The sequence below is a fragment of the Achromobacter sp. Root83 genome (genome assembly GCF_001428845.1).
Classification (GTDB): domain Bacteria; phylum Pseudomonadota; class Gammaproteobacteria; order Burkholderiales; family Burkholderiaceae_B; genus Achromobacter.
Map to the genome: position 1 here is coordinate 676,408 of NZ_LMIU01000012.1, position 21,266 is coordinate 697,673.

Here is a 21,266-nt window from a genome sequence, read left to right on the forward strand (position 1 = left end):
TCGCGGCCTGTTTTGCTACAGCGCCAGGAATCCGGCGACTACCAAAATGATCAGGCCATACTTGGTGGCCTTGTAGACATTGCGGTTCCAGGTCTTGAAGGCCTTGCGCTTCTCGTCGATCACCCAGTGCGCGTGGGTCAGCTTGTTGATGGCGCCGGTCTGGTCGCCGCCGTCGTTGGGCGAACTGGCCGCGGACATGACGACGCGGCCGAACCAGCGGTTGAAGCCTTCGGCCCAGCGCCATTTCAGCGGGCGCTCCACGTCGCAGAACAGGATGATCCGGTTCTCGGCCGTCTTGTTGTAGGCCTCGTGCACGTAGGTTTCGTCGAACACCACGCTTTCGCCGTCGCGCCAACTGTAATGTTCGCCGTCCACGATGATGTGGCAGCCGTCGTCGTTCGGGGTGACGAGGCCCAGGTGGTAGCGCAGCGATCCCGCGAAGGGGTCTCGGTGAGGGTTCAACTGGCCGCCCGGGGGCAGCTCGGCGAACATCGCGGCCTTGACCTTGGGCAGGGTCTTCAAGATGGCGACCGTCTTGGGGCACAATTCCTCGGCCGACGGGTGGCGCGCCTCATACCACTTCAGGTAGAAGCGCTTCCAGCCGTATTTGAAAAAGGAATTGAAGCCGATGTCATTGTGGGTATCGGCCGCTTTGATCCGTTGCATTTCGGCCATTTGCATGGCTTCTTCGCGGATCGTCTCCCAGTTTTCGTCCAGCACCTTGAGTTCGGCGATCTCGCTGGTGGTCAGATAGGGCGTCGAAGGCACCCGCGACGTCAGCACCATGAAGGCGTTGATGGGGGCCAGCAGCACGGAGTGGTCCAACAGTTGCCGGCCCAGCGGCAGCCTGACACGGCCCCTCAGGTGAGCGAACAGGATGGCTGCAAACCAGATCCCGGGAATTAACCATTTCATACGTAAATCTTGTCCTGATACGAGGTAGCCCCCGATAGCGTGTATTGTCCCACAAGCGCCGCGGCGCGGTGGTTCCGCACCCCGGCCGCCGCCCGCGGGCGACCACGCATGGATACTTCTAGCGAGAACAGGCCCTGGGTACAATTCTGCAATGTCCGAAGCCGCAATAAACCCGTCCCCATTTGTTCATCTGCGCGTTCACTCCGAGTTTTCGGTCGTGGACGGCACGGTGCGTATCCCCGACCTCATCAAGCGCGTCGCCAAGCTGGGCCAGCCCGCGGTGGCGCTGACCGACCTGTCGAACCTGTTCGGCCTGATCAAATTCTACAAAGGAGCGCGCGGCGCCGGCGTAAAGCCCGTCGCGGGCTGCGACGTCTGGATCACCAACGACGAGGATCTGGCCAAGCCTTTCCGCCTGCTGCTCCTGGTGCGCAACCATCAGGGTTACCTGAACCTGTGCGAGTTGCTGTCCAAATCATTCTTGACGAACCAGGGCAAGGGCCGCGCCGAAATCCGCCGTGAATGGCTGCAGGGCCAGGAAGGCCTGATCGCCCTGTCGGGCGGCCGGGGCGGCGACGTGGGGCAGGCGCTGGACGCCGGCAATGCCGTGTCGGCGCTGGCGCTGGCGCGCCAATGGGCGCATATGTTCCCGGGCAGCTACTACATTGAACTGCAGCGGGCCGGCATGGACGGCGACGAAGCCTATTGCCAGGCCGCCATGCGGCTGGCGGGAGAGGCCGGCTTGCCGGTCGTGGCCACGCACCCGGTGCAGTTCCTGGACGAATTCGAGTTCCAGGCGCACGAGGCCCGCGTCTGCATCGCCGAAGGCGAGATCTTGGCCAATCCGCGCCGCGTGCGCCGGTTCACCAAGGAACAGTACCTGCTCAGCTCCGAGGAAATGGCCCGGCGTTTCGCCGATGTGCCTTCCGCGCTGGCTAACACTGTGGAAATCGCCAAGCGCTGCAATCTCAGCCTCGTGCTGGGCAAGCCGCGCCTGCCCAACTTCCCCACGCCCGAGGGCGTGACGCTGGACGATTACCTGGTCCAGTTGTCGGAAGAGGGGCTAGAAAAACGCATGGAGTTCCTGTTCCCGGAACCCGCCGAACGCGAGTCCAAGCGCGAGCAGTACTACGAACGCTTGCGCTGGGAATGCAAGACCATCATCCAGATGGGCTTCCCGGGCTACTTCCTGATCGTGCAGGACTTCATCAACTGGGGCAAGAACAACGGCGTGCCGGTGGGGCCGGGGCGCGGGTCGGGCGCCGGTTCGCTCGTGGCCTATGCGCTGGGCATTACCGACCTGGACCCGATCCGCTATGACCTGCTGTTCGAGCGCTTCCTGAATCCCGAGCGGGTCTCCATGCCCGACTTCGATATCGACTTCTGCCAGGACAACCGCGAACGGGTCATCGACTACGTCAAGGAAAAGTACGGCCGCGCCGCCGTGAGCCAGATCGCCACCTTCGGCACGCTCGGCGCCAAGGCCGTGGTGCGCGATGCAGGCCGGGTGCTGGACATGCCCTACATGTTCTGCGATGGCCTGTCCAAGCTGATCCCGTTCAATCCGATGGATCCCTGGACGCTGGAACGCACCCTGAAGGACGAGCCCGCCTTCAAGGACCGCTACGAGCAGGAAGAGGAAGTGCGCGCGCTGGTCGACCTGGCAAAGCCGCTCGAAGGCCTGACCCGCAACATCGGCATGCACGCGGGCGGTGTGCTGATCGCGCCCGGCAAGCTCACCGACTTCTGTCCGCTGTATTGCCAACCGGGGCAGGAGAACAGCGCGGTCTCGCAGTTCGACAAGGACGACGTCGAGGCCGCCGGCCTGGTGAAGTTCGACTTCCTGGGCCTGCGCAACCTGACCATCCTGGACTGGGCGGTGCGTTACGTGCGCCAGTTCAACGACGGCAAGCGCGACTTCGACGTCATGGCGCTGGCCCTGGACGATCCGGCCGCCTACAAGATTCTGTGCGACGCCAACACCACCGCCGTGTTCCAGCTCGAATCGCGCGGCATGAAGGAACTGTTGAAGAAGCTGCGGCCCAACACCTTCGAAGACATCATCGCCATGCTGGCCCTGTACCGCCCGGGGCCGCTGGAATCGGGCATGGTCGACGACTTCGTCAACCGCAAGCACGGCCGCGCCGCAGTGGACTACTTCCACTCGGACCTGGAAAGCACGCTGAAGAGCACCTACGGGGTCATCGTCTACCAGGAACAGGTGATGCTGATCTCCCAGATCATCGGGGGCTATTCGCTGGGCGGCGCCGACCTGCTGCGCCGCGCCATGGGCAAGAAAAAGCCCGAAGAAATGGCCAAGCACCGCGAGTTGTTCGAGCAGGGCGCCAAGGAAAAAGGCCATGATCCGAACCTGGCGGTCAAGCTGTTCGACCTGATGGAGAAGTTCGCGGGGTACGGCTTCAACAAGTCGCACTCGGCCGCATACGCGCTGATCTCCTACCAGACGGCCTGGCTCAAGGCCTACCATCCCACCGAGTTCCTGGCCGCCACCATGTCTTCCGACATGGACGACACGGACAAGGTCCAGATCTTCTGCCGCGACGCCCAGGACAACGGCGTCGAAGTGCTGCCGCCCGACGTGAACCACTCGGGATACCGCTTCGAGCCCGTCGCCGACAAACACACCGAAAAGGGCAAGCCGCCGCGCACGATGCGCTACGGCCTGGGCGCGGTCAAGGGCACGGGGCAGGGCGCGGTCGAAGACATCCTGCGCGCGCGCAAGGACGGCGGCCCATTCCTCAACCTGTTCGACTTCTGCCGCCGGGTCAGCAAGCAGGCGGTCAACCGCCGCACCATCGAGGCCCTGATCAAGGCTGGCGCGTTCGACACGATCGAACCCAACCGCGCCGCGATGCTGGCGTCCGTTCCCACTGCCATGGAGGCGGCCGAACAGGCGGCCCGCAGCGCCAACCAGTCCTCGCTGTTCGGCGACGACAGCGGCGACGTGGTGGCTGGCGAACTGGCCAAGGTCGCGCCCTGGGACCTGCACAAAAAACTGACGGAAGAAAAGTCGGCGCTGGGCTACTACTACAGCGGGCACCTCTTCGACGCGTGGCGCGACGAAGTGCGCCGCATCGTGCCGATGCAGCTTGTGCGTGTGGAACCGCAGCGCGACCTGCAATGGATGTGCGGCGTGCTGGCCAGCGTGCGCGTCATGATGACCCGCCGCGGCAAGATGGTCTTCGCGGTGCTGGACGACGGCACCGCGCAGGTCGAGATCTCGGTATTCAACGAACTCTACGAAAAGCACCGCAACCGCCTGCGCGAAGATCAGCTCGTCATCGTGCAGGGCAAGGTCAGCAATGATGACTATTCGGGCGGCATGCGCATCGTGGCCGAGCAGCTCTATGACCTGCAGCTCGCCCGCGAGGCGCGGGCCAAGTCCTTGCGCGTCAAGCTCAATGGCAGCGCCGACGCCGCCCGCCTGCGCCAGATGCTCAATCCCTTCCGTGCCGAACCCGAAAACGGTATTCCGGGCGTGCCGGTCGACATCGTCTATACCAAGAACAATTTCCTGTGCACGGTCCGCCTCGGAGAGGAGTGGCGGGTTCGCATGGCCGATACGCTGCTTGCGAACCTGAACGATTGGACCAAGCCTGATGGCGTGGAGGTCACCTATTAATGCCTAGTCTGCGCATCGTGCACTCGGAAGCGGCCACCAGCTTTGGCGGCCAGGAAGGAAGAATATTCAAGGAAATGACCGCCATGCGGGCGCGCGGTCACCATCTTGAAGCGATCTGTCAGCCGCAGGCGCAGCTGACGGAACGCCTGCGCGATGCCGGCTTCAAGGTCCATGCCGTCGGCATGAAGGGCCCCGTCAATTACCTGAAAGGCGTGGCGGCCGTCCGGAGCATCCTGAAAGAAGGCCGCTTCGACGTGCTCAACACGCACAGCCGGCGCGATACCGTCATTGCGGCCGCCGCCGCCCGGCTCACCAAGACGCCGCTGATCGTGCGGACCCGGCACCTGTCCAACAAGGTTGGGTCGCTATGGTCGTACACCATCCTGCCGCACCGGGTCACGACGGTCAGCGACCATGTGCGCGAATACCTGATCAGCCGAGGCGTGGCGCGCGAGAAGGTGGCTACCGTCTATTCGCCCATCGTGCTGCCGGCGCCGGTCGACCGCTCCACCTTGCGCGAAGAGCTGGGCCTGGCCGACGACGACATCGTCGTGGGCTGCGTGGCGGTCATGCGCGCCACCAAGGGCCACAAGGATCTGATCGACGCGATCGCGCCGCTCATGGCCACCCGGCCCAAGCTGCACCTGGTGCTCGTCGGCGCCGGGTCGCCCACTTTTGAACGGACCCAGAGCTACGTGGCCGAGCGCGGCCTGCAGGACCGCATTCATTTCATGGGCACGCGGCGCGATGTCCCCAATCTGCTGGCGGGCTGTGACCTGTTTGCCCTGGCGACGCAGCAAGAGGCGTCCGGCACAGTCTTCGTCGAAGCCCAGGCCAGCGGCCTGCCCGTGGTCGGCACGAACGTCGGGGGCGTCTCTGAAATGTTCCGCGACGGCGAAACCGGCATCCTGGTCCCGCCCAAGGATCCGGTCGCGCTGACCGAAGCCTTGCAACGCCTGATCGACGACCCGGCCCTGCGCCGGCGCATGGGCGAGGCGGGCCGCAGGATGGTCTGGGAAGAGGCCGTGTTTTCGCCCGCCCGGCTCGCCGAAACCACCGAGGCTCTCTATATCAAGTGGCTGGCGGAGCGCCGCGGATGAACGCGCCCAACGTCCCGGTGCTGATGTATCACCACGTCACGCCGGCCGGGGGCATGATCGCCGCGACGCCAGCGGTGTTCGAAGACCAGGTCGCGCGGCTGGCGCGCGCGGGCTACCAGTCGCTGTCCACCGCGCAGTTCGCCGGCTATCTGGCCGGGGACGCTGTCCCTGAACGCTCCGTGCTGATCACCTTCGACGATGGCTACCTGAACAACTGGGTACACGCGCATCCGGTGCTGGCGCGCCATGGCATGCGCGCCGTGCTGTTCACCATCACGGGCTGGATCGGCGACGGCCCGCCGCGCCCGCACGCGGGGCAGAGCGGTCCCTTGCCTCCCACGCCGGACCATGACGCCTGCAAGCAGCTCGTGGCGGCCGGCCGTGCCGACGAGGCCATGCTGCGCTGGAGCGAAATCGAGGCCATGCTGGCCGCTGGCACCTTTGAATTCCATTCCCATACGCACACCCACACGCGCTGGGACAAGGTCTGTGGCGCCGATGCGCACGCCAAGCGCGAACGCATCGCCCAGGAACTGCATGACTCCCGCGAGGCGCTGGTCCGCCGGCTGGGCGCCGCCAGCGACCATCTCTGCTGGCCCCAGGGCTATTTCGACGCCGACTACGTGGCCGCCGCGCGCCAGGCGGGGTTCCGGCACTTGTACACTACCGACCCTTTCGGACAGAACACCTCCGGCGCGGATCCCGAGCACATCTATCGGTTCGCGGTGCGCAATCAGGGGGGCGCCTGGCTGAACCGGCGCATCTGGCTGTCGCGGGATCCCTTCTGGGGGCCCCGCTATCACGCCTGGAGAGCCTGGAAAAAGCGTCTTAGGAATCGCGGATGAAGTTATCAGTCATCATCATCACCAAGAATGAAGCGGCGAACATCGCCGATTGCCTCAAGTCCGTGGCGTTCGCCGACGAGTTCATCGTGGTGGATTCGGGCAGCACCGACGGCACCGTGGAATTGGCGCAAGCCTTGGGCGCCCGGGTCGAAGTGACGCCCGACTGGCCCGGTTTCGGCCCCCAGAAGAACCGCGCGCTGGATCTGGCGACGGGCGACTGGGTGCTGTCGATCGACGCCGACGAGCGCGTTCCCCCCGAACTGGCCCAGGAAATCCAGGAAGTGCTGCGCGATCCGCGTGGCGACACCTACGAAATCGCGCGGCTGTCGAACTTCTGCGGCCGCGACATCCGCCATAGCGGCTGGTGGCCCGACTACGTGCTGCGCCTGTTCAAGCGCGGCACGGCGCGCTTCACCGATGCTGCCGTGCACGAGCGGGTGGTGCCGGCCAACGGCCAGCCGCTGCGGTTGCGCGGCTATTTCAACCACTATCCGTACGACAACCTCGAAGCGCTGATCACCAAGGTCAACCGCTACTCGTCCGACGCCGCCGCCATGATGTATGCCAAGGGCCGGCGCACCTCGGTCTTCGGGGCATTGGGTCATGGCTTCTGGACCTTCGTGCGCATCTACCTGATCCGGCGCGGCTTTCTCGACGGCCGGCATGGCCTGGTGCTGGCCGTGATTGCGGCAACGGGAAGCTTCCTGCGCTATGCCAAGCTCATGTTCCTGACCACCCGTGGCAAGTGATTCCCTCGCGCCTTTGCGCTCCAGTCCCATGAACATTCTTTATACGAACTATCACAGCAACACCACGATTGGCGGCCATACCATCTACGTAGTCTCGTTGCTGCGGGCGCTGGCGCAGCGTCATCGCCTTACGGTTGCCGTGCCCGACGGCAGCAGCCTTCACCGGCTGGCCGGGGACGTCCCGGGCGTACACGTCGTGGCCCAGAATTACCCGAGCCGGCTTGGCAAGCGCCTGGCCGCCGCGCGCAGCCTGCGGCGCGTGATCCTCTCCCGGCAGATCGACGTGGTCCACGTCAATGGATCCTCCGACCATCGCACCGTCATTCTGGCGTGCATGGGCATGGGAAAGCGCCGGCCGCGCATTGTGCTGACCAAGCACAACGACATTCCCATCTCGTACCTCGGCGCCGCCTTGCGCACGCGCGTGGGCACGGACCACGTGATCGGCGTATGCGACTTCGTGGAACGCATGTTGCGGGCCTCGCCGTACGCGGCCCGGCCCGTATCCACCATCGCCAATGGCGTGGATATCGAACGCTACGCACCCTGGCCCGCGGAGCGCGCGCGTGCCGCGCGTGACCAGCTGCTGGGCGTGCACGCGGCGAAATGCTCGTTGTTGCTGGGCAGCAACGCCGGCACGAACGCCTATAAGGGCTGGATGGATATGGTTCGAGCCGTGGCCCAGCTCGGGCCGCGCGCCGCGGGCGTCTACATCGCCCTGGCCGGCGCCGCGCCCGAGGCCGATCAGATGCAGGAAGTGCAGGCCCTGGGCATGGCCGACCGGGTCATCTTCGCGGGCATGCTGGATGATGTGCGCCCCTTCCTGGCGGCGCTGGATCTTGGCTTCGTCCTGTCTTACCGGGTGGAAACCATCTCGTTCGCCTGCCGCGAGATGATGTCCATGGGGCTCCCGGTCATCGTGTCCGATCAGGGCGGACTGCCCGAGAACATCTCGGTGGGGGTGGACGGCTGGATCGTGCCCAAGCGCAATCCCGAAGCCGTGGCTGACGTCCTGGCTGGCATATTGGATGATCCGGCATGCATCGCGCGCATGCGCGCCGCGGCCAGGGACAAGAGCGTGGCGGAGTTCGGACTGGACCAGTTCGCGCGACGCACCGAAGAGGTGTATTTGAGCTTGGCGTGAGCCAGCGGGTGGCGGGCGCCGGGCGTCCGCCACCTTGAGCCAGTTCAAAAAGTGTCCGTTCTTCCCTGGCGGACCGCATGCTGACGGGTGCTGACCCTCTATAATCTGTCACATGTCCATACCTATTCTCATGTATCACCAGATCGGCGACCCCAATCCCCGGGGCACGCCGTTTCGCGGCCTGACGGTACATCCCGATAAATTTGCCCGCCAGATGCGCTGGATGCGCCGGTTGGGCTACCGCGGCCTGTCCATGCGCGATGTCATGCCCTATGTGCGTGGCGAACGGCAGGGCAAGGTGTTCGGCATCACGTTCGACGACGGCTATCGGAACGTCCATCGCAACGCCATGCCGGTGCTGAGCGAACTGGGATTTACCGCCACCAACTACCTTGTGGCGCGCCAGTTCGACGGCGGCAACATATGGGACCAACATAAAGGCATCCCGTTTTCGGCCCTGATGACCGTGGCGGAAATGCGGGAATGGGCCCAGGCCGGCAACGAGGTCGGTTCGCACACGCTGGACCACGTCAATCTTCCCGACATGACGCCGGAAGAAGCACGGCGCCAGATCGCCGAGTCCAAAAATGAACTGGAACAGGCGCTGGGCGCGCCCGTCACCGCTTTTTGCTATCCCTATGGCCACCAGGGTCCGGAACATCGGGTCATGGCGCGCGAAGCTGGCTACGACAACGCCACGCTGACCCAGCGCGGCCTGGCGGCGGCGTCCGATGACCCTTTCGGACTGCCGCGGGTGACGGTGGCGCGTTCCACCAATATCGTCCGTTTCCTCCAGATGTGTCTGACCCGGTATGAAGACTCCCGCCGGCGCCCGTGACAGGCGGCTTCGCATCGCGCTGCTGGTTGATCGCTTCGGCAATCGTTTCGGGGGCGCGGAAGCCTACGGCGTCGAGCTGATGCGGGTGCTGGGCCGGCGCCATGACGTGTCCGTCGTCGCGCGCGACTTCGACAGCGACCTGCCGTTCGATTTCGTGCGGGTGCGCTTTCCCGGCTGGCTTCCAAGCTGGATGCGAGTGCTGTATTTCGCCTGGCGCGCGGACCGGCTGACCCGGGGCCGCTACGACATCGTGCATTCCCACATGAACGGCTGGGCAGGCGAGATCCAGGTCATGCACGTCACGCCGGTGCGCTACAACTGCGTCACGCGGGTGCGGCCGCTGCGGCGGCTGTCCGCCTGGCTCAGCCCGCGCCTGGCCACTTACCTGACGCTGGAGAGGCTGCGCATCCGCAAGGCGCCGCAGCGGCGCGTGGTGGCCGTGTCCGGCCTCATCATGGACCAGTTGCACCGCAGTTATGGCGAGCAACTGAAGGTGGACATCATCACGCCCGGCGTCAAGCTGCCCTCGGTCCAGCCGAAGGGACGCGATGCCCTCCGCGCCCGGCTGGGCTGGGACGAGCACACCATCGGCTGCCTGCTGGTTGCGCGCAACCCGATGCGCAAGGGCCTGCCCGCCTTGCTGGACGCAATGGCGCAGTTGCCGCCGCATTACAGGCTGCTGGTCGTCGGGGCCGATGAGCCCTCCCGCAGTCGCGTCCGCGCCGCGGGCGCCATCGCCCGCCGGGTCACGCTGCTCGATCCCACCCCGGACGTTGCCCAGTATTTCGCCGTGGCCGACATCTATGCCCACCCGACCCTGAACGACAGCTACGGCATGGCGCCCCTGGAAGCCATGTCCCACGGCCTGCCCGTGGTGGTCAGTTCCCCTGTCTACTGCGGATTCGCGCAGTACCTGTCGGCGGGCAAGGACGCGCTCATTCTGCAGGATCCGCGCGACGGCGCGCAGTTGGCGAGCGCCTTGGAGCGCCTGGGTTCGGAACCCGAGCTGCGGGCCGCGCTGACCGAGCGCGGGTTGGAGATCGCCCGGGACCAGAGCTGGGAAGCGGTAGCCTCACGCTACGAAACCCTGTACGAACAGGTGCTGGTCGATCGTGAATGAAAAAAAACGGGGCGCTCGGCCCCGTTTTCAATGGCGGGGCGCCGTCGCGCGCTCCAGCTCGCCCAGCCAGACCAGCGCATGCTCGCGGTCCGGCCCGCACATCTCTCGCTGGGGTTGCAGCCCGCCGCAGAAATCCGGCCGGGACGGCTGGCCGAAGATCGCGCAGCGCATGTCCGGCATCAATTGAATACAGGGCACGCCGGCCGGCTTGCCCTGCGGCATCCCCGGAATCGGCCGGGTGATCGAGGGCGCGATGCAACAGGCGCCGCATCCCGCCCGGCAGTCCAACCCGTGCGCCGCGGTCTGGCTCACACCCATCCGCGCAGCCAGTAGACGAACAGGCCGGCGTATTCCTTGACGATGGAACGGCTGGCGTCGAACGTCCGCTGGTCGGGTAGCCACAGGGGCAGGGAGCCGTCCGCGGGCGCGACGATCTGCGGCGGGGCGGGAGCAGCGATGGCTTCCACGCCCTGCTTGGAAAAGGCGGCCATGGCACGCGGCATATGCAGGGCGGAGGTCACCAGCAGGACCTTGCCCATGCCCCGGGACTTGATCTGGTCTTCTGTCAACGCCGCGTTCTCATAGGTGGTGCGGCTGGAATTTTCCAGGATCAGCGCCGTTTCGGGCACGCCCTGCTGGCGGATGGCATGGGCCATGCCCCGCGCTTCGCTCACGTCGCCTTCCAGCGCGCCACCCGACAGCAACACCTTGGGCGCGCGCCCGGCCAGGTAGAGCTGCGCCGCGGTGTCCACGCGTACAACCGCGGTGTCCTTGTCATAGGGCAGGAACCAGTTGGCGCGTCCGTTCGCGGTGTTGCCGCCCAGCACCACGATGGCGTCGGCCATCGGCGATTCGGCGGGCGGCAGGTGCGGATAGCGGTTCTCCAGCGCGCCGCCGGCCCAGATCGAGGTGATTGGCAGGGACCAGGCCAAGGCCCAAAGCAGACCCGCCGCGATGATGGCGCCACCGGTCTTGCGCAGCCGGAACAACCCGAGCACCAGACCGATGACGACCAGGGTGATGCACAAGTTGTAGGGAATGATCAAATTCGTGAGATAGCTGGAAAAGGTCATTTCAAGACAATCCTGATTACTGCGTACCGTCCAGCAGGCGGAGGGCCTGCCGTTCAACTTCTTCCTCGGATGGCCAGGCTTGCTCGGATCCCACGCAGACGGCGTGGGGGGACCATGGGCCAGTCCTTTCGGGGCGCGTCACGCCAAACAGCGTGAGTTCCCGGGCCGACGCGGCCGCGGCGACGTGCGATACGCCGGAATCGTTACAAATCACCAGTGCCGCCCTGGCGGTCAGCGCCGCGAACGCCCCTAGCGTAAGGGGCGGCAGCAATTGCGCTGTGGGCGCGTTGCGCCGGGCTTCGTCGGTTTCAGCCGGAGGGGGGCACATTACCACGGTATGCCCGCGCTCCTGCAAGGCGCGGGTAAGTGTATCGAATCCTGGCCAGACCTTGATTCTGCCCTTGTGCAGCCCGGTGGCGGTGGGCGCGATCAGCACGAAACGCCGATCGCCCAGCCCGGCATCGTTCAGCGCCTGGCCGGCGGCGCTCTGATGGGCAGGGGTCAGGGGCAGGTCCAGGGTCCGGCCCGGTTGGGCGGGGCCGGAAGGCAGACCCCAGCGGGTCAAGGCCAGGCGCGTCAGATGGTGCCAGGATTCCACGGCATGCAGCGATTCGGCCGGCTTGGCGTAGGGCCAGCGCAGCAGAAAGCTGCGGCCGTCGTCCCGGTAGCCCGCCGACGGCAGGCCGGCCAGCCGGAAGACCAGCGCGCTGGACAGAGAGTCCGGCAACAGCAGGCCGCGGGCGTGGCGGCCCTGCGTGCCCAGACTCCGCCGGTGCGCGCCGACGGCGGCCCGGTCCGGGCCAACTTTGCCCCGCATGGGGATGAAATCCTGTTTTGCCACGCCATCGAGCAGGTCGCGGGCCCAGGGACGGGCGCAGATCACCAAGGGAATGCCGCTGGCGTGCAGGGCTCGCAGGCTGGGCAGGCTCATGCAGACGTCGCCTACCCAATTGGGCAGGCGGACGTACAAGCAACTGATATCGGACATGAATGGGGGCGTTGCGCGATTAGGGGTAAGGGGTGGACGGCCAGGCCAGCGCGCGGGCGCGCAGCCGGTACAATCCTGGGCACAATTGTATAAAAGCGAGTGATTCCTTTGAATTCTGCCGCACGCAACGCGCCCGCGGGTTCTCAACCCGTCAAATCTGAACTCTGGAGCCGGATATACAGCCGCGTGGGTTCCTATTGGAAGGGCTTGGTGGCGGCCGTTCTGCTGATGGCGGGCGCGGCAGCCACGCAACCCGTGCTGGCTGTCATTATGAAGCCCCTGCTGGACGGCGGCTTCTCCGGAACCAAACCCTACTACGTCTGGGCGCTGCCGCTGGCGGTCGTGGGCTTGATCCTGCTGCGCGGCATCTGCAACTTCTTCAGCGACTATCTGCTCGCCTGGGTGGCCAACAACGTGCTGCTCGGCATGCGCCGCGACATGTTCGAGCGCTTGCTGGGCCTGCCGGATGCCGACTTCAAGCGCGGCGACACCGGCCGTCTCCTGAACCGCTTCACGATCGACGCCGGCAACGTCACCGGCTATGCCACCGACGTCATCACCGTCCTGGTGCGCGAAACCCTGGTTGTCCTCGCGCTGATCTGCGTGCTGCTGTACATGTCCTGGGTGCTGACGCTGATCATCCTGGTCATGCTGCCGGTCTCGGTGATCATCTCCCGCTTTTTCATCAAGCGCCTGCGCCGCATCAACCGCGATACCGTCAACATGAACGCCGAACTGACCCGAGTCGTCGGCGAAGGCATTGACGGCCAGCGCGTCATCAAGCTGTTCGACGGCTACGAAGTCGAGCGCGGCCGGTTCGATTTCGTCAGCCGGCGCCTGCGCCGCTTCGCCATGCGCACCGCCACGGCCGATGCGGCCCTGACGCCGCTGACCCAGGTGTGCATCTCGATTTCGGTCGGCGCGGTCATCGCCGTCGCGCTCAGCCAGGCCAACAGCGGCGCGCTCACCGTGGGCAGTTTCGCTTCCTTCATGGCCGCGCTGGCCCAGATTTTCGACCCCATCAAGCGCCTGACCAACGTCGCCGCCAAGATGCAGAAAATGCTGGTTTCGGCCGAAAGCGTGTTTACGCTGATCGACCAGATCCCCGAAAACGATACCGGCACCAAGGAACTGACCGAGCCGGTGCGCGGGAAGGTCGAGTTCCGCGGCGTCACGCACCGCTTCCCCGATGCCGACCGCGATACGGTCAACGACGTTTCCTTCATCGTCGAGCCCGGTCAGACCGTGGCGCTGGTCGGACGTTCCGGCAGCGGCAAGACCACGCTGGTCAACATGCTGCCGCGCTTCGTGCTGGCCGACAGCGGCCAGATCCTCGTGGACGATCTGCCCATCGAGGACCTGACGCTGCGCAGCCTGCGCTCGCACCTGTCGCTGGTGAGCCAGGACGTGGTGCTGTTCGACGACACCATTGCCGCGAACGTCGGCTATGGCGCTTCCGGCCAGTCGAGCGAGCAGAAAGTGCGCGACGCTCTGGCCGCGGCCAATCTGCTGGAGTTTGTTGAAGGCCTGCCTCAGGGCATCAATACACCCGTGGGCGAGAACGCCGCCCGCCTGTCGGGCGGCCAGCGCCAGCGCCTGGCGATTGCCCGCGCGCTCATCAAGAACGCGCCCATCCTGATCCTGGACGAGGCCACCTCCGCGCTCGACAACGAGTCCGAGCGTCAGGTCCAGGCCTCGCTGGAACGTCTGATGAAGGGGCGCACCACGCTGGTCATCGCCCACCGCCTGTCCACGGTGCAGAACGCCGACCGCATCATCGTGCTGGACGCCGGCAAGATCGTCGAGCAGGGGCCGCACGCCGAACTGCTGGCGGCCAACGGCCTCTACGCCTCGCTCTACAAGATGCAATTCCGCGACGATTGACCCCCGCCCGGGGAATCGTCCTTCGAAGCCGCCGCCTTTCGCGGCGGCTTTTTCCTGCCGAAGTTCCTGATTGCCAATCCGGCGGATTACCGGAAAATGGGCTAGGCCTGCATGACGCGGGCAGGGCGGCGTCTCAGGCGTTTCGGCCCGCCATGCAACCAGGAGCGCCTCATGGCTCTGCCTTCCGAAGGCAATCAACTCATCAATGTCGTCGTCCTGCTGGGGGCGGCGGTGGTAGCCGTCCCGTTGTTCAAGCGGCTGGGGCTGGGATCGGTCCTGGGCTATCTGGCCGCCGGCCTGGTCATAGGCCCGTTCGGCATCGGATTCTTCTCCGACTCCAAGTCCATTCTGCATGTGGCCGAACTGGGCGTGGTGATGTTTCTCTTCATCATCGGCCTCGAAATGCAGCCCTCCCGCCTGTGGAAGCTGCGCGGCGAGATCTTTGGATTGGGCGTCGCGCAGGTCCTGGTCTGTGGCGGGCTCTTGACGGCCGTGGGCCTGCTGGCCGGCCTGTCCGGCCCCGCGGCTTTCATGGCGGCGATGGGCTTCGTGCTGTCGTCCACCGCCATCGTGATGCAGATATTGAGCGAACGCGACGAGGCCGCCAGTGCCCAGGGGCAGCGCATCGTATCCATCCTGCTGCTCGAAGACCTGGCCATCGTCCCCCTGCTGGCCCTGGCAACCCTGCTGGCCCCGGCAAGCAATGCGGACCATGGCAATCCGTGGCTGCAAACGGGCATCGCGCTGGCCTGCATCCTTGCGTTGCTGGCGGCGGGCCGCTGGCTGCTGAACCCCCTGTTTCGGCTGCTGGCCGCCGCCCATGCGCGCGAAGTCATGACGGCCGCCGCATTGCTGGTCGTTTTGGGGGCGGCGCTGTTGATGGAATTGGGCGGCCTGTCCATGGCCATGGGCGCCTTCCTGGCCGGCGTTCTGCTGTCCGAATCCACGTTTCGCCACCAGCTCGAGGCAGAGGTCGAGCCTTTTCGCGGCATTCTGCTCGGCCTGTTCTTCCTGGGCGTGGGCATGTCGCTGGACCTCTCGGCCGTGGTGCGGGAATGGCCGCTGATCGTGGCCGGCGTCGTGGTGTTCATGCTGGTGAAATCCGTCGGCGTCTATATCGTGGCGCGGCTGTTGCGCGCCACGCACGCCGAAGCGGTGACGCGCGCCGCGCTGCTGGCCCAAGGCGGCGAATTCGCATTCGTGTTGTATGGGGCGGCGTCCGACAAAGGCATTTTCGATGCGCACATGGGGGCGGTGCTGACCGCCGTCGTCATCATTTCCATGGCGCTGACGCCGTTGTGCGTTCTGTCCTTGCGCTGGCTGCTGCCCAAGCCCGCGCCGTCCATGGACGGCGTGGACGTGGCGCGCGACCTGGACGGCTGCGCCCTGATCGTGGGGTTTGGCCGCTTCGGCCAGATCGTGACGCAGACCATGCTGGCCCGCGACCTGAAAGTCTCCATCCTGGACATCGATACCGACGCGATCCGCGCGGCCGCCAAATGGGGCGTGAAGGTCTATTACGGGGACGGAACTCGCGTCGACATGCTCCGGTCCGCAGGCGCCGAACGCGCTTGCGCCATCCTCATCTGCATCAACGATCCGCGGGCGGCCACCCATATGGTCAAGCTGATCAAGTCCGAATTCCCGCTGGTGCGGGTCGTGGTGCGCGCGTACGACCGCATCCATTCGCTGGCGCTGGCCAAGGAGGGCGTGGATTTTCAGGTACGCGAAACCCTGGAATCCGCCCTGGTCTTTGGCGAGGCTGCGTTGCGCGCGATCGGGGTGCCGCCGGACGAGGCCCTGGAAGTCGTGCAGGACGTCCGCCAGCGCGATACGGAACGCTTCGAATTGGAAGTCGCGGGGGGCCTGTTCGCGGGCCGGTCGCTGCTATACGGAAATATGACAAGCCAACCGGATGGCAAAAATGACCGGCCCGACCGTGAAACCGCCGAGCCGGCCCCCAGTCCATCCCCCTGATGGCCATGTTTCCACTTCCATTTCCGTATCTTTGCATTACTTTACGCATCATTTCACGCGCAAACGCAGGCGGCTAGGGTAGATTGGTCCGCATGACGCTTCACTCAGGAAGCACATTTGCCAGGGGGCTACCATGCTGCAATCGGACCGGAATTCCACCTCGTCGCACGCTATTGGAGTTGAGCTTGCCCGGCGGCAGGCCTTGACGCTTCGCTGCGGATTTTCAGCCGGCTCGATGCGCCAGTTGATGTCGCACGCAGGTGGCGTAGGGCCCGCGTGGGCCATCGGCGCGCACCGCGAAACGGACAAGGCAAGGGGCGCCAAGGCCTTCCCCTTCCGCATCGCGGCAACCGCCGTCTCATAACGGTTACGTCCGTCCTGTCCGGCCGGCCGCGCCGGCCGGCGTCCCCCGCGGGCAATCCCGATTCTCTTCAACCGTTGTCCCTTGGCTTTGGCATCCCGCCATGGCCGGGGCTCTCTTGCGCGCCGCACCCAGTACCGGCATTATCACGCTGGACACGGAATGAACCTCGATCCCCCGACCGCCATCGCGAAGGAGCCCCGTATTGGAGTCCCGCGGGATAATTCATCGCACCTTGTACGCACTGGCTGGGCTGGTCGCCATCGGGATCTGCGCGGCGGCGGTGGCGCTGTTGTGGATAGACCGCCGGGTCACCTGGGAATCGGCGTACGTGTCGGCCCGCAACCTGGCCAGCGTGCTGTCCGCGGATATCGGCCGCACCTTGCACGTCTACGACCTGTCGCTTCAGGGCGTGGTCGAGCGCCTGCAGGAGCCCGGTATCGCCGAGCTCGATCGCGCAACCCTTCATCGCTTTCTATTCGACCGGTCCGCCACGGCGGAGTACCTGGGCACCATCGGCGTGCTGGACAGGGACGGTTACCTGGTCCATGACTCCGCGGGGACCAACCACCCCCAGGTCAATTTCTCCGACCGGGATTACTTCCGGGTTCACCGCGACGCCGACGACGCCGGGCTGTTCGTCAGCCTTCCGTACCGTAGCCGGTTGCGCGGGGGCGACGAGAGCATCGCCCTCAGCCGGCGGATCTCCAATCCGGACGGCAGCTTCGCGGGAGTCGTCGTCGGCTCGTTGCGGATGGCGTACTTCCGGGACCGCTTTGCTGGCGTGTCCATCGGCGAGCACGACACCATTACGGTTTTCCGCAACGATGGGGTCGTATTGCTGCGCGATCCCTATTCGCCGGCTGACCAGGACAGCGAGTCCGACCTCCCGCTGGACTTCCAGCGGTACCTGATCGGCCGCGACGCCGCATTCGCCGGCATCCTGTCGCGCGACGGCGTCAATCGCCTATATGCGTTCGACGCCATCGACAATACGCCATTGGTGATCGATGTCGCCTTGGCGGTGGACGATTTCCTGGAACCCTGGGTGCATCGCGCCGCGCTGGTTGTGCCGGTCACTCTGGCACTGTTCATGTCCGTGATGGCGCAGGTCGTTCTCTTCCGGCGCGAAATGCGCTGGCGGCTGGCTTTCGAGAGACACCTGGAAAATCAGGCGCACACCGATGGGCTTACCGGCATCGCCAACCGGCGCACGTTCGACGAAGTGCTCGAACGTGAGTGGCTGGCCGCTCGTCGTGAGCGCACGCCACTCTCGCTGCTGTTCCTGGATGCGGATCATTTCAAGCGCTACAACGATCGCTACGGACATCAGGAGGGCGACGAACTGCTGAAGATGCTGGCCCTGGCGCTCAAGAACAAGGCCCGGCGTCCGCACGATCTGGCGGCGCGCTACGGAGGCGAGGAATTCGTGGTGTTGCTGCCCAATACCAGCCGCGAGCGCGCCATCGCCATGGGCGAGGCCGTCCGGCGGGCTGTTGCGGAATTGGGCGTACCGCATGAAGGCAACGACGGCGGCATTGTCACTGTCAGTATCGGGGTGGCAACCGCCGTGCCTCGGGACAATGACACGCCGGCCAGCCTTGTCGAGGCCGCCGACGCCGCCGTCTACCAGGCCAAGGAGGCCGGGCGCAACCGCATCGCGGTCGCCGACGCTTGAGGGGGCGCCGCCGCACCAGCGGTGCGGCGGCAGGTTCGGTGCGGGGCTTAGCGGCCGAGCATCACGGCCTGCAGGCGCGTCTGCGCCTGCTGCACGTTCTTTGCCTGGGCGTTCAGATCCTGCAGCAGTTGGTTCAACTCGGCTTGCACGGCCGGGTCGCTCACTTTCACCACCGGACCGGTGATCTCGATCTTCGCCTTGTTGGCCTCGACATAATCGGCGATCTTCAGGCTGCTATCGAACGTGGCGTTGAGCTGCGGCAGCACATCACGGAACGTATCGGCGGGCAGGCTCACGGTTTTTTCGTAGGCCTTGTCGTACACCGGCTTCAGGTCGGCCGGCTGCTTGAGCTGCGCATGAGCGGCGTCCGCCTTGGCTTGCTGCGCTTTCAGCGCCTCGCCCATGTCGGCCAGCGCGGCCTTCACGGTCTTCAGGTCATCGCGGCGGCTCACGATATCGCCCAGCGAACGCATGGCGCCTTTCTGCATGATGCCCGACAAGGGCTTGACCGACGCATCCATGCCCGCATTGAAGTCGGTGATCACCGCATACTGGGCGGCGTAATCGCCGAAGGCCTTGGTCTCGTCGTCCGTCAGCTTCGGTACGCGCACGCCGGGCTTGTCGACGATGCGGGTTTGCAGGAACTGCGTGAACGCGGCACGCTGCTCGGGTTCCTTGTCGCCGCAAGCGGCCAGCATCAGCGGCAGGGCCGCGACCAGCATCAGGAACGGACGGAATAGGGACTTCATTGCAATGACCTCCGGAAAGCATGAAAAGGGGCGCCGGGCGGCATATGACCCGGTAAAGCGCCCGCAGCTTATCGGCAACGTCCCTGTGCCGCCATCGGTTTCAAATTTGATTGCAAACGAATCGTTAAGACACAGAATCCACATATATCGGCTTGAATGAAGCCGCTAATTCGGGTAAGTGCGGCGCTTTGGCTGCCGCATCAGTGTGCAGGATCCTGCCCGTGGCGCGCCCCGATTTCTCGGAAAAGAGCGGCGCCGCGAAGCGATCACGCGGATCGCCGCGACGTGCCGTTTGTCTGCTAGACCAGAATAATGTCGTACTTCTCTTGCGAGTACGTGCTCTCGACTTCAAGCGACACGCGCTTGCCCACGAAATCGCCCAGCATCGCCAGATGCTGGCTTTCCTCTTCCAGGAACAGATCCACCACGTCTTGCGACGCAAGGATGCGAAACTCCTTGGGGTTGAACTGCCGCGCCTCGCGCAGGATCTCTCGCAGGATCTCGTAGCAGACGGTGCGCGGAGTGCGCACATTGCCGCGTGACTCGCACATGGGGCAGGGCTCGCACAATTGATGCGCCAGCGAATCGCGGGTGCGCTTGCGGGTCATCTCCACCAGGCCCAACTGCGTGAAGCCGTTGACGGTCATGCGGGTGCGGTCACGAGACAGCGCCTTCTTCAGTTCGGCCAGCACCGTTTCGCGGTGCTCCTGTTCCTCCATGTCGATGAAGTCCAGGATGACGATGCCGCCCAGATTGCGCAATCGGAGTTGGCGGGCGATGGCCTGCGCAGCCTCCAGATTGGTCTTGAAAATCGTGTCGTCGAAATTGCGTCCGCCCACGAAGCCGCCTGTGTTGACATCGACCGTGGTCAGCGCCTCGGTCTGGTCGATGATCAGGTAGCCGCCCGATTTCAAGTCGACACGGCGCGATAGCGCGCGCGCAATCTCGTCGTCCACATTGGCGGTGTCGAACAGCGGCCGCTCGCCGCTGTAATGCTGGATCCGGTCCACGACGGAAGGTGTATAGATGCGGGCCCATTCCAGCATGGCGGCGCTGGTGGTGCGCGAATCCACCAGAATGGAGCCGGTGCCCGGACCCACCATGTCGCGCAGCACCCGTTGCGCCAAGGTCAGATCCTGATGCAGCAGGGCCGGAGCGGGTTGAGTTCGCGCGGCCGCCTGGACGCTGGTCCAGAGTTTGCGCAAATACTCCACGTCCGCGGTCAGCTCCTCATCGTCGGCGCCCTCCGCCTGGGTGCGAACGATGAAACCGCCTTTTTCCTCGGCCGGCATGAGCGCCTGCAAGCGTTCCCGCAGTTGAATGCGTTCGGATTCCGAGTCGATCTTCTGGGAAATGCCAATATGGGGATCGTGGGGCAGAAACACCAGCATGCGGCCGGCCATGCTGATCTGCGTGGAGAGCCGGGCCCCCTTGGTGCCCAGCGGATCCTTGACCACCTGCACCATGATCGTCTGCCCCTCGAACATGAGCTTCTCGATCGGCGTCGGCGTCAGCCCCTGGCTGCGCTCACTGCGATTCTCGCGCAGGTCCGCGATATGGATGAAGGCGGCCCGCTCCAGCCCGATATCGATGAAGGCGCTCTGCATGCCAGGCAGAACGCGGACCACCCGCCCCAGATAGATATTGCCGACATGGCCCCGTTGGATGCTGCGTTCCACATGCAGCTCCTGTACCGACCCCTGTTCCACCAGTGCGACGCGGGTTTCAAAGGGGGTAACGTTGATCAGGATGTCTTCGCTCATGGCGATGGCTGGGGGCATAGGGTGTTCGTCTCCATTGGGGTGCGGCGTACATGGCGAATAGTAAACGTACCCGTCCCCCTGGCAAGCATGGCGTACCCGCTATCTATATATAGAGAGGGGATTCCCCAGCTATATAGAGGGGGCCGCGGCCCACGGGGGCGGGAAGGGTCTCCGTCAACGCGTTCAGGCCGGTGCAGACACCTTTTTTGCTACCGGCGCATGACAGCTCAAAATTCTGTGCTATAGTCTCGCTCCTTCGCGGTTCAAACAGTTTTTCGAACCACGGAGCCAAGCAGGTGCAACAGGTCTGACGGGTTTCCCAGCAGGTCTGCCGTCCAAGCGATCAGAAATGAAAGCGCGGCGGTTATTGCAAGGATTGGTGCAAATCAGGCAGAAGCCGGTTGCACGATCTGCAAAAATTGTGCTATAGTCTTGGGCT

At 65.0% G+C, this 21,266-nt stretch carries 16 protein-coding genes; 10 read left to right on the forward strand and 6 right to left on the reverse strand.

The window, feature by feature from the left end; genetic code table 11:
• Window positions 1–15: 15 nt before the first annotated feature.
• Window positions 16–915, reverse strand: coding sequence for a lipid A hydroxylase LpxO (gene lpxO, locus ASE30_RS15520; protein WP_057285161.1), 900 nt, complete (start codon window positions 913–915; stop codon window positions 16–18).
• 151 nt (window positions 916–1,066) lie between these two features.
• Here lpxO and dnaE point away from each other — a divergent pair, with 151 nt between their 5' ends.
• The 7 genes from dnaE to ASE30_RS15555 all read left to right on the forward strand — a co-directional run bounded on the left by dnaE (window position 1,067) and on the right by ASE30_RS15555 (window position 10,354).
• The gene (gene dnaE / locus ASE30_RS15525) at window positions 1,067–4,558 is read left to right on the forward strand and encodes a DNA polymerase III subunit alpha (RefSeq protein WP_057285162.1); all 3,492 of its coding nucleotides are present in this window, start codon (window positions 1,067–1,069) and stop codon (window positions 4,556–4,558) included.
• Complete coding sequence (locus ASE30_RS15530; protein ID WP_057285163.1) at window positions 4,558–5,658, forward strand: glycosyltransferase family 4 protein; 1,101 nt, start codon at window positions 4,558–4,560, stop codon at window positions 5,656–5,658. The genes dnaE and ASE30_RS15530 overlap by 1 nt, the downstream gene beginning before the upstream one ends.
• Window positions 5,655–6,503, forward strand: coding sequence for a polysaccharide deacetylase family protein (locus ASE30_RS15535; RefSeq protein WP_057285164.1), 849 nt, complete (start codon window positions 5,655–5,657; stop codon window positions 6,501–6,503). The genes ASE30_RS15530 and ASE30_RS15535 overlap by 4 nt, the downstream gene beginning before the upstream one ends.
• Window positions 6,500–7,252, forward strand: a complete 753-nt coding sequence (locus ASE30_RS15540; RefSeq protein WP_057285165.1) for a glycosyltransferase family 2 protein — start codon at window positions 6,500–6,502, stop codon at window positions 7,250–7,252. Before ASE30_RS15535 ends, ASE30_RS15540 begins: the two co-directional genes overlap by 4 nt.
• A gap of 28 nt (window positions 7,253–7,280) precedes the next feature.
• Window positions 7,281–8,396, forward strand: a complete 1,116-nt coding sequence (locus tag ASE30_RS15545) for a glycosyltransferase (RefSeq protein WP_057285166.1) — start codon at window positions 7,281–7,283, stop codon at window positions 8,394–8,396.
• Between the two features lie 112 nt (window positions 8,397–8,508).
• Entirely contained in the window at window positions 8,509–9,234 is a 726-nt protein-coding gene (locus ASE30_RS15550; protein ID WP_156407655.1) for a polysaccharide deacetylase family protein, read from the forward strand.
• Window positions 9,209–10,354: a glycosyltransferase family 4 protein gene (locus tag ASE30_RS15555; RefSeq protein WP_057285168.1), complete on the forward strand. Its 1,146-nt coding sequence runs from the start codon at window positions 9,209–9,211 to the stop codon at window positions 10,352–10,354. The genes ASE30_RS15550 and ASE30_RS15555 overlap by 26 nt, the downstream gene beginning before the upstream one ends.
• A gap of 27 nt (window positions 10,355–10,381) precedes the next feature.
• Here the strand turns inward: ASE30_RS15555 and ASE30_RS15560 are convergent, their stop codons facing one another.
• Genes ASE30_RS15560 through ASE30_RS15570 form a run of 3 tightly spaced genes read right to left on the reverse strand, consistent with a single transcriptional unit; the run spans window position 10,382 to window position 12,415 of the window.
• A complete protein-coding gene (locus ASE30_RS15560; protein WP_057285169.1) occupies window positions 10,382–10,672 on the reverse strand; it encodes a YkgJ family cysteine cluster protein in 291 nt (96 codons plus the stop codon).
• Window positions 10,663–11,427, reverse strand: a complete 765-nt coding sequence (locus ASE30_RS15565; protein ID WP_057285170.1) for a YdcF family protein — start codon at window positions 11,425–11,427, stop codon at window positions 10,663–10,665. Before ASE30_RS15565 ends, ASE30_RS15560 begins: the two co-directional genes overlap by 10 nt.
• A gap of 16 nt (window positions 11,428–11,443) precedes the next feature.
• Window positions 11,444–12,415, reverse strand: coding sequence for a glycosyltransferase family 9 protein (locus ASE30_RS15570; RefSeq protein WP_057285171.1), 972 nt, complete (start codon window positions 12,413–12,415; stop codon window positions 11,444–11,446).
• Between the two features lie 108 nt (window positions 12,416–12,523).
• Between ASE30_RS15570 and msbA the strand changes: the two genes are divergently transcribed.
• The 3 genes from msbA to ASE30_RS15590 all read left to right on the forward strand — a co-directional run bounded on the left by msbA (window position 12,524) and on the right by ASE30_RS15590 (window position 18,315).
• Complete coding sequence (gene msbA, locus ASE30_RS15575; protein WP_057285172.1) at window positions 12,524–14,299, forward strand: lipid A export permease/ATP-binding protein MsbA; 1,776 nt, start codon at window positions 12,524–12,526, stop codon at window positions 14,297–14,299.
• 171 nt (window positions 14,300–14,470) lie between these two features.
• Window positions 14,471–16,276, forward strand: coding sequence for a monovalent cation:proton antiporter-2 (CPA2) family protein (locus ASE30_RS15580; protein WP_057285173.1), 1,806 nt, complete (start codon window positions 14,471–14,473; stop codon window positions 16,274–16,276).
• Between the two features lie 596 nt (window positions 16,277–16,872).
• On the forward strand, window positions 16,873–18,315 hold the full coding sequence (locus tag ASE30_RS15590; RefSeq protein WP_369819322.1) for a diguanylate cyclase domain-containing protein: 1,443 nt from the start codon (window positions 16,873–16,875) through the stop codon (window positions 18,313–18,315).
• A 47-nt stretch (window positions 18,316–18,362) separates the two neighbouring features.
• Here the strand turns inward: ASE30_RS15590 and ASE30_RS15595 are convergent, their stop codons facing one another.
• Both ASE30_RS15595 and rng read right to left on the reverse strand, forming a co-directional pair.
• Window positions 18,363–19,064 (reverse strand): DUF3053 domain-containing protein, encoded by a 702-nt coding sequence (locus ASE30_RS15595; RefSeq protein WP_057285176.1) that lies wholly within the window; start codon window positions 19,062–19,064, stop codon window positions 18,363–18,365.
• A 299-nt stretch (window positions 19,065–19,363) separates the two neighbouring features.
• Complete coding sequence (gene rng / locus ASE30_RS15600; protein ID WP_057285177.1) at window positions 19,364–20,827, reverse strand: ribonuclease G; 1,464 nt, start codon at window positions 20,825–20,827, stop codon at window positions 19,364–19,366.
• Window positions 20,828–21,266: the final 439 nt, after the last annotated feature.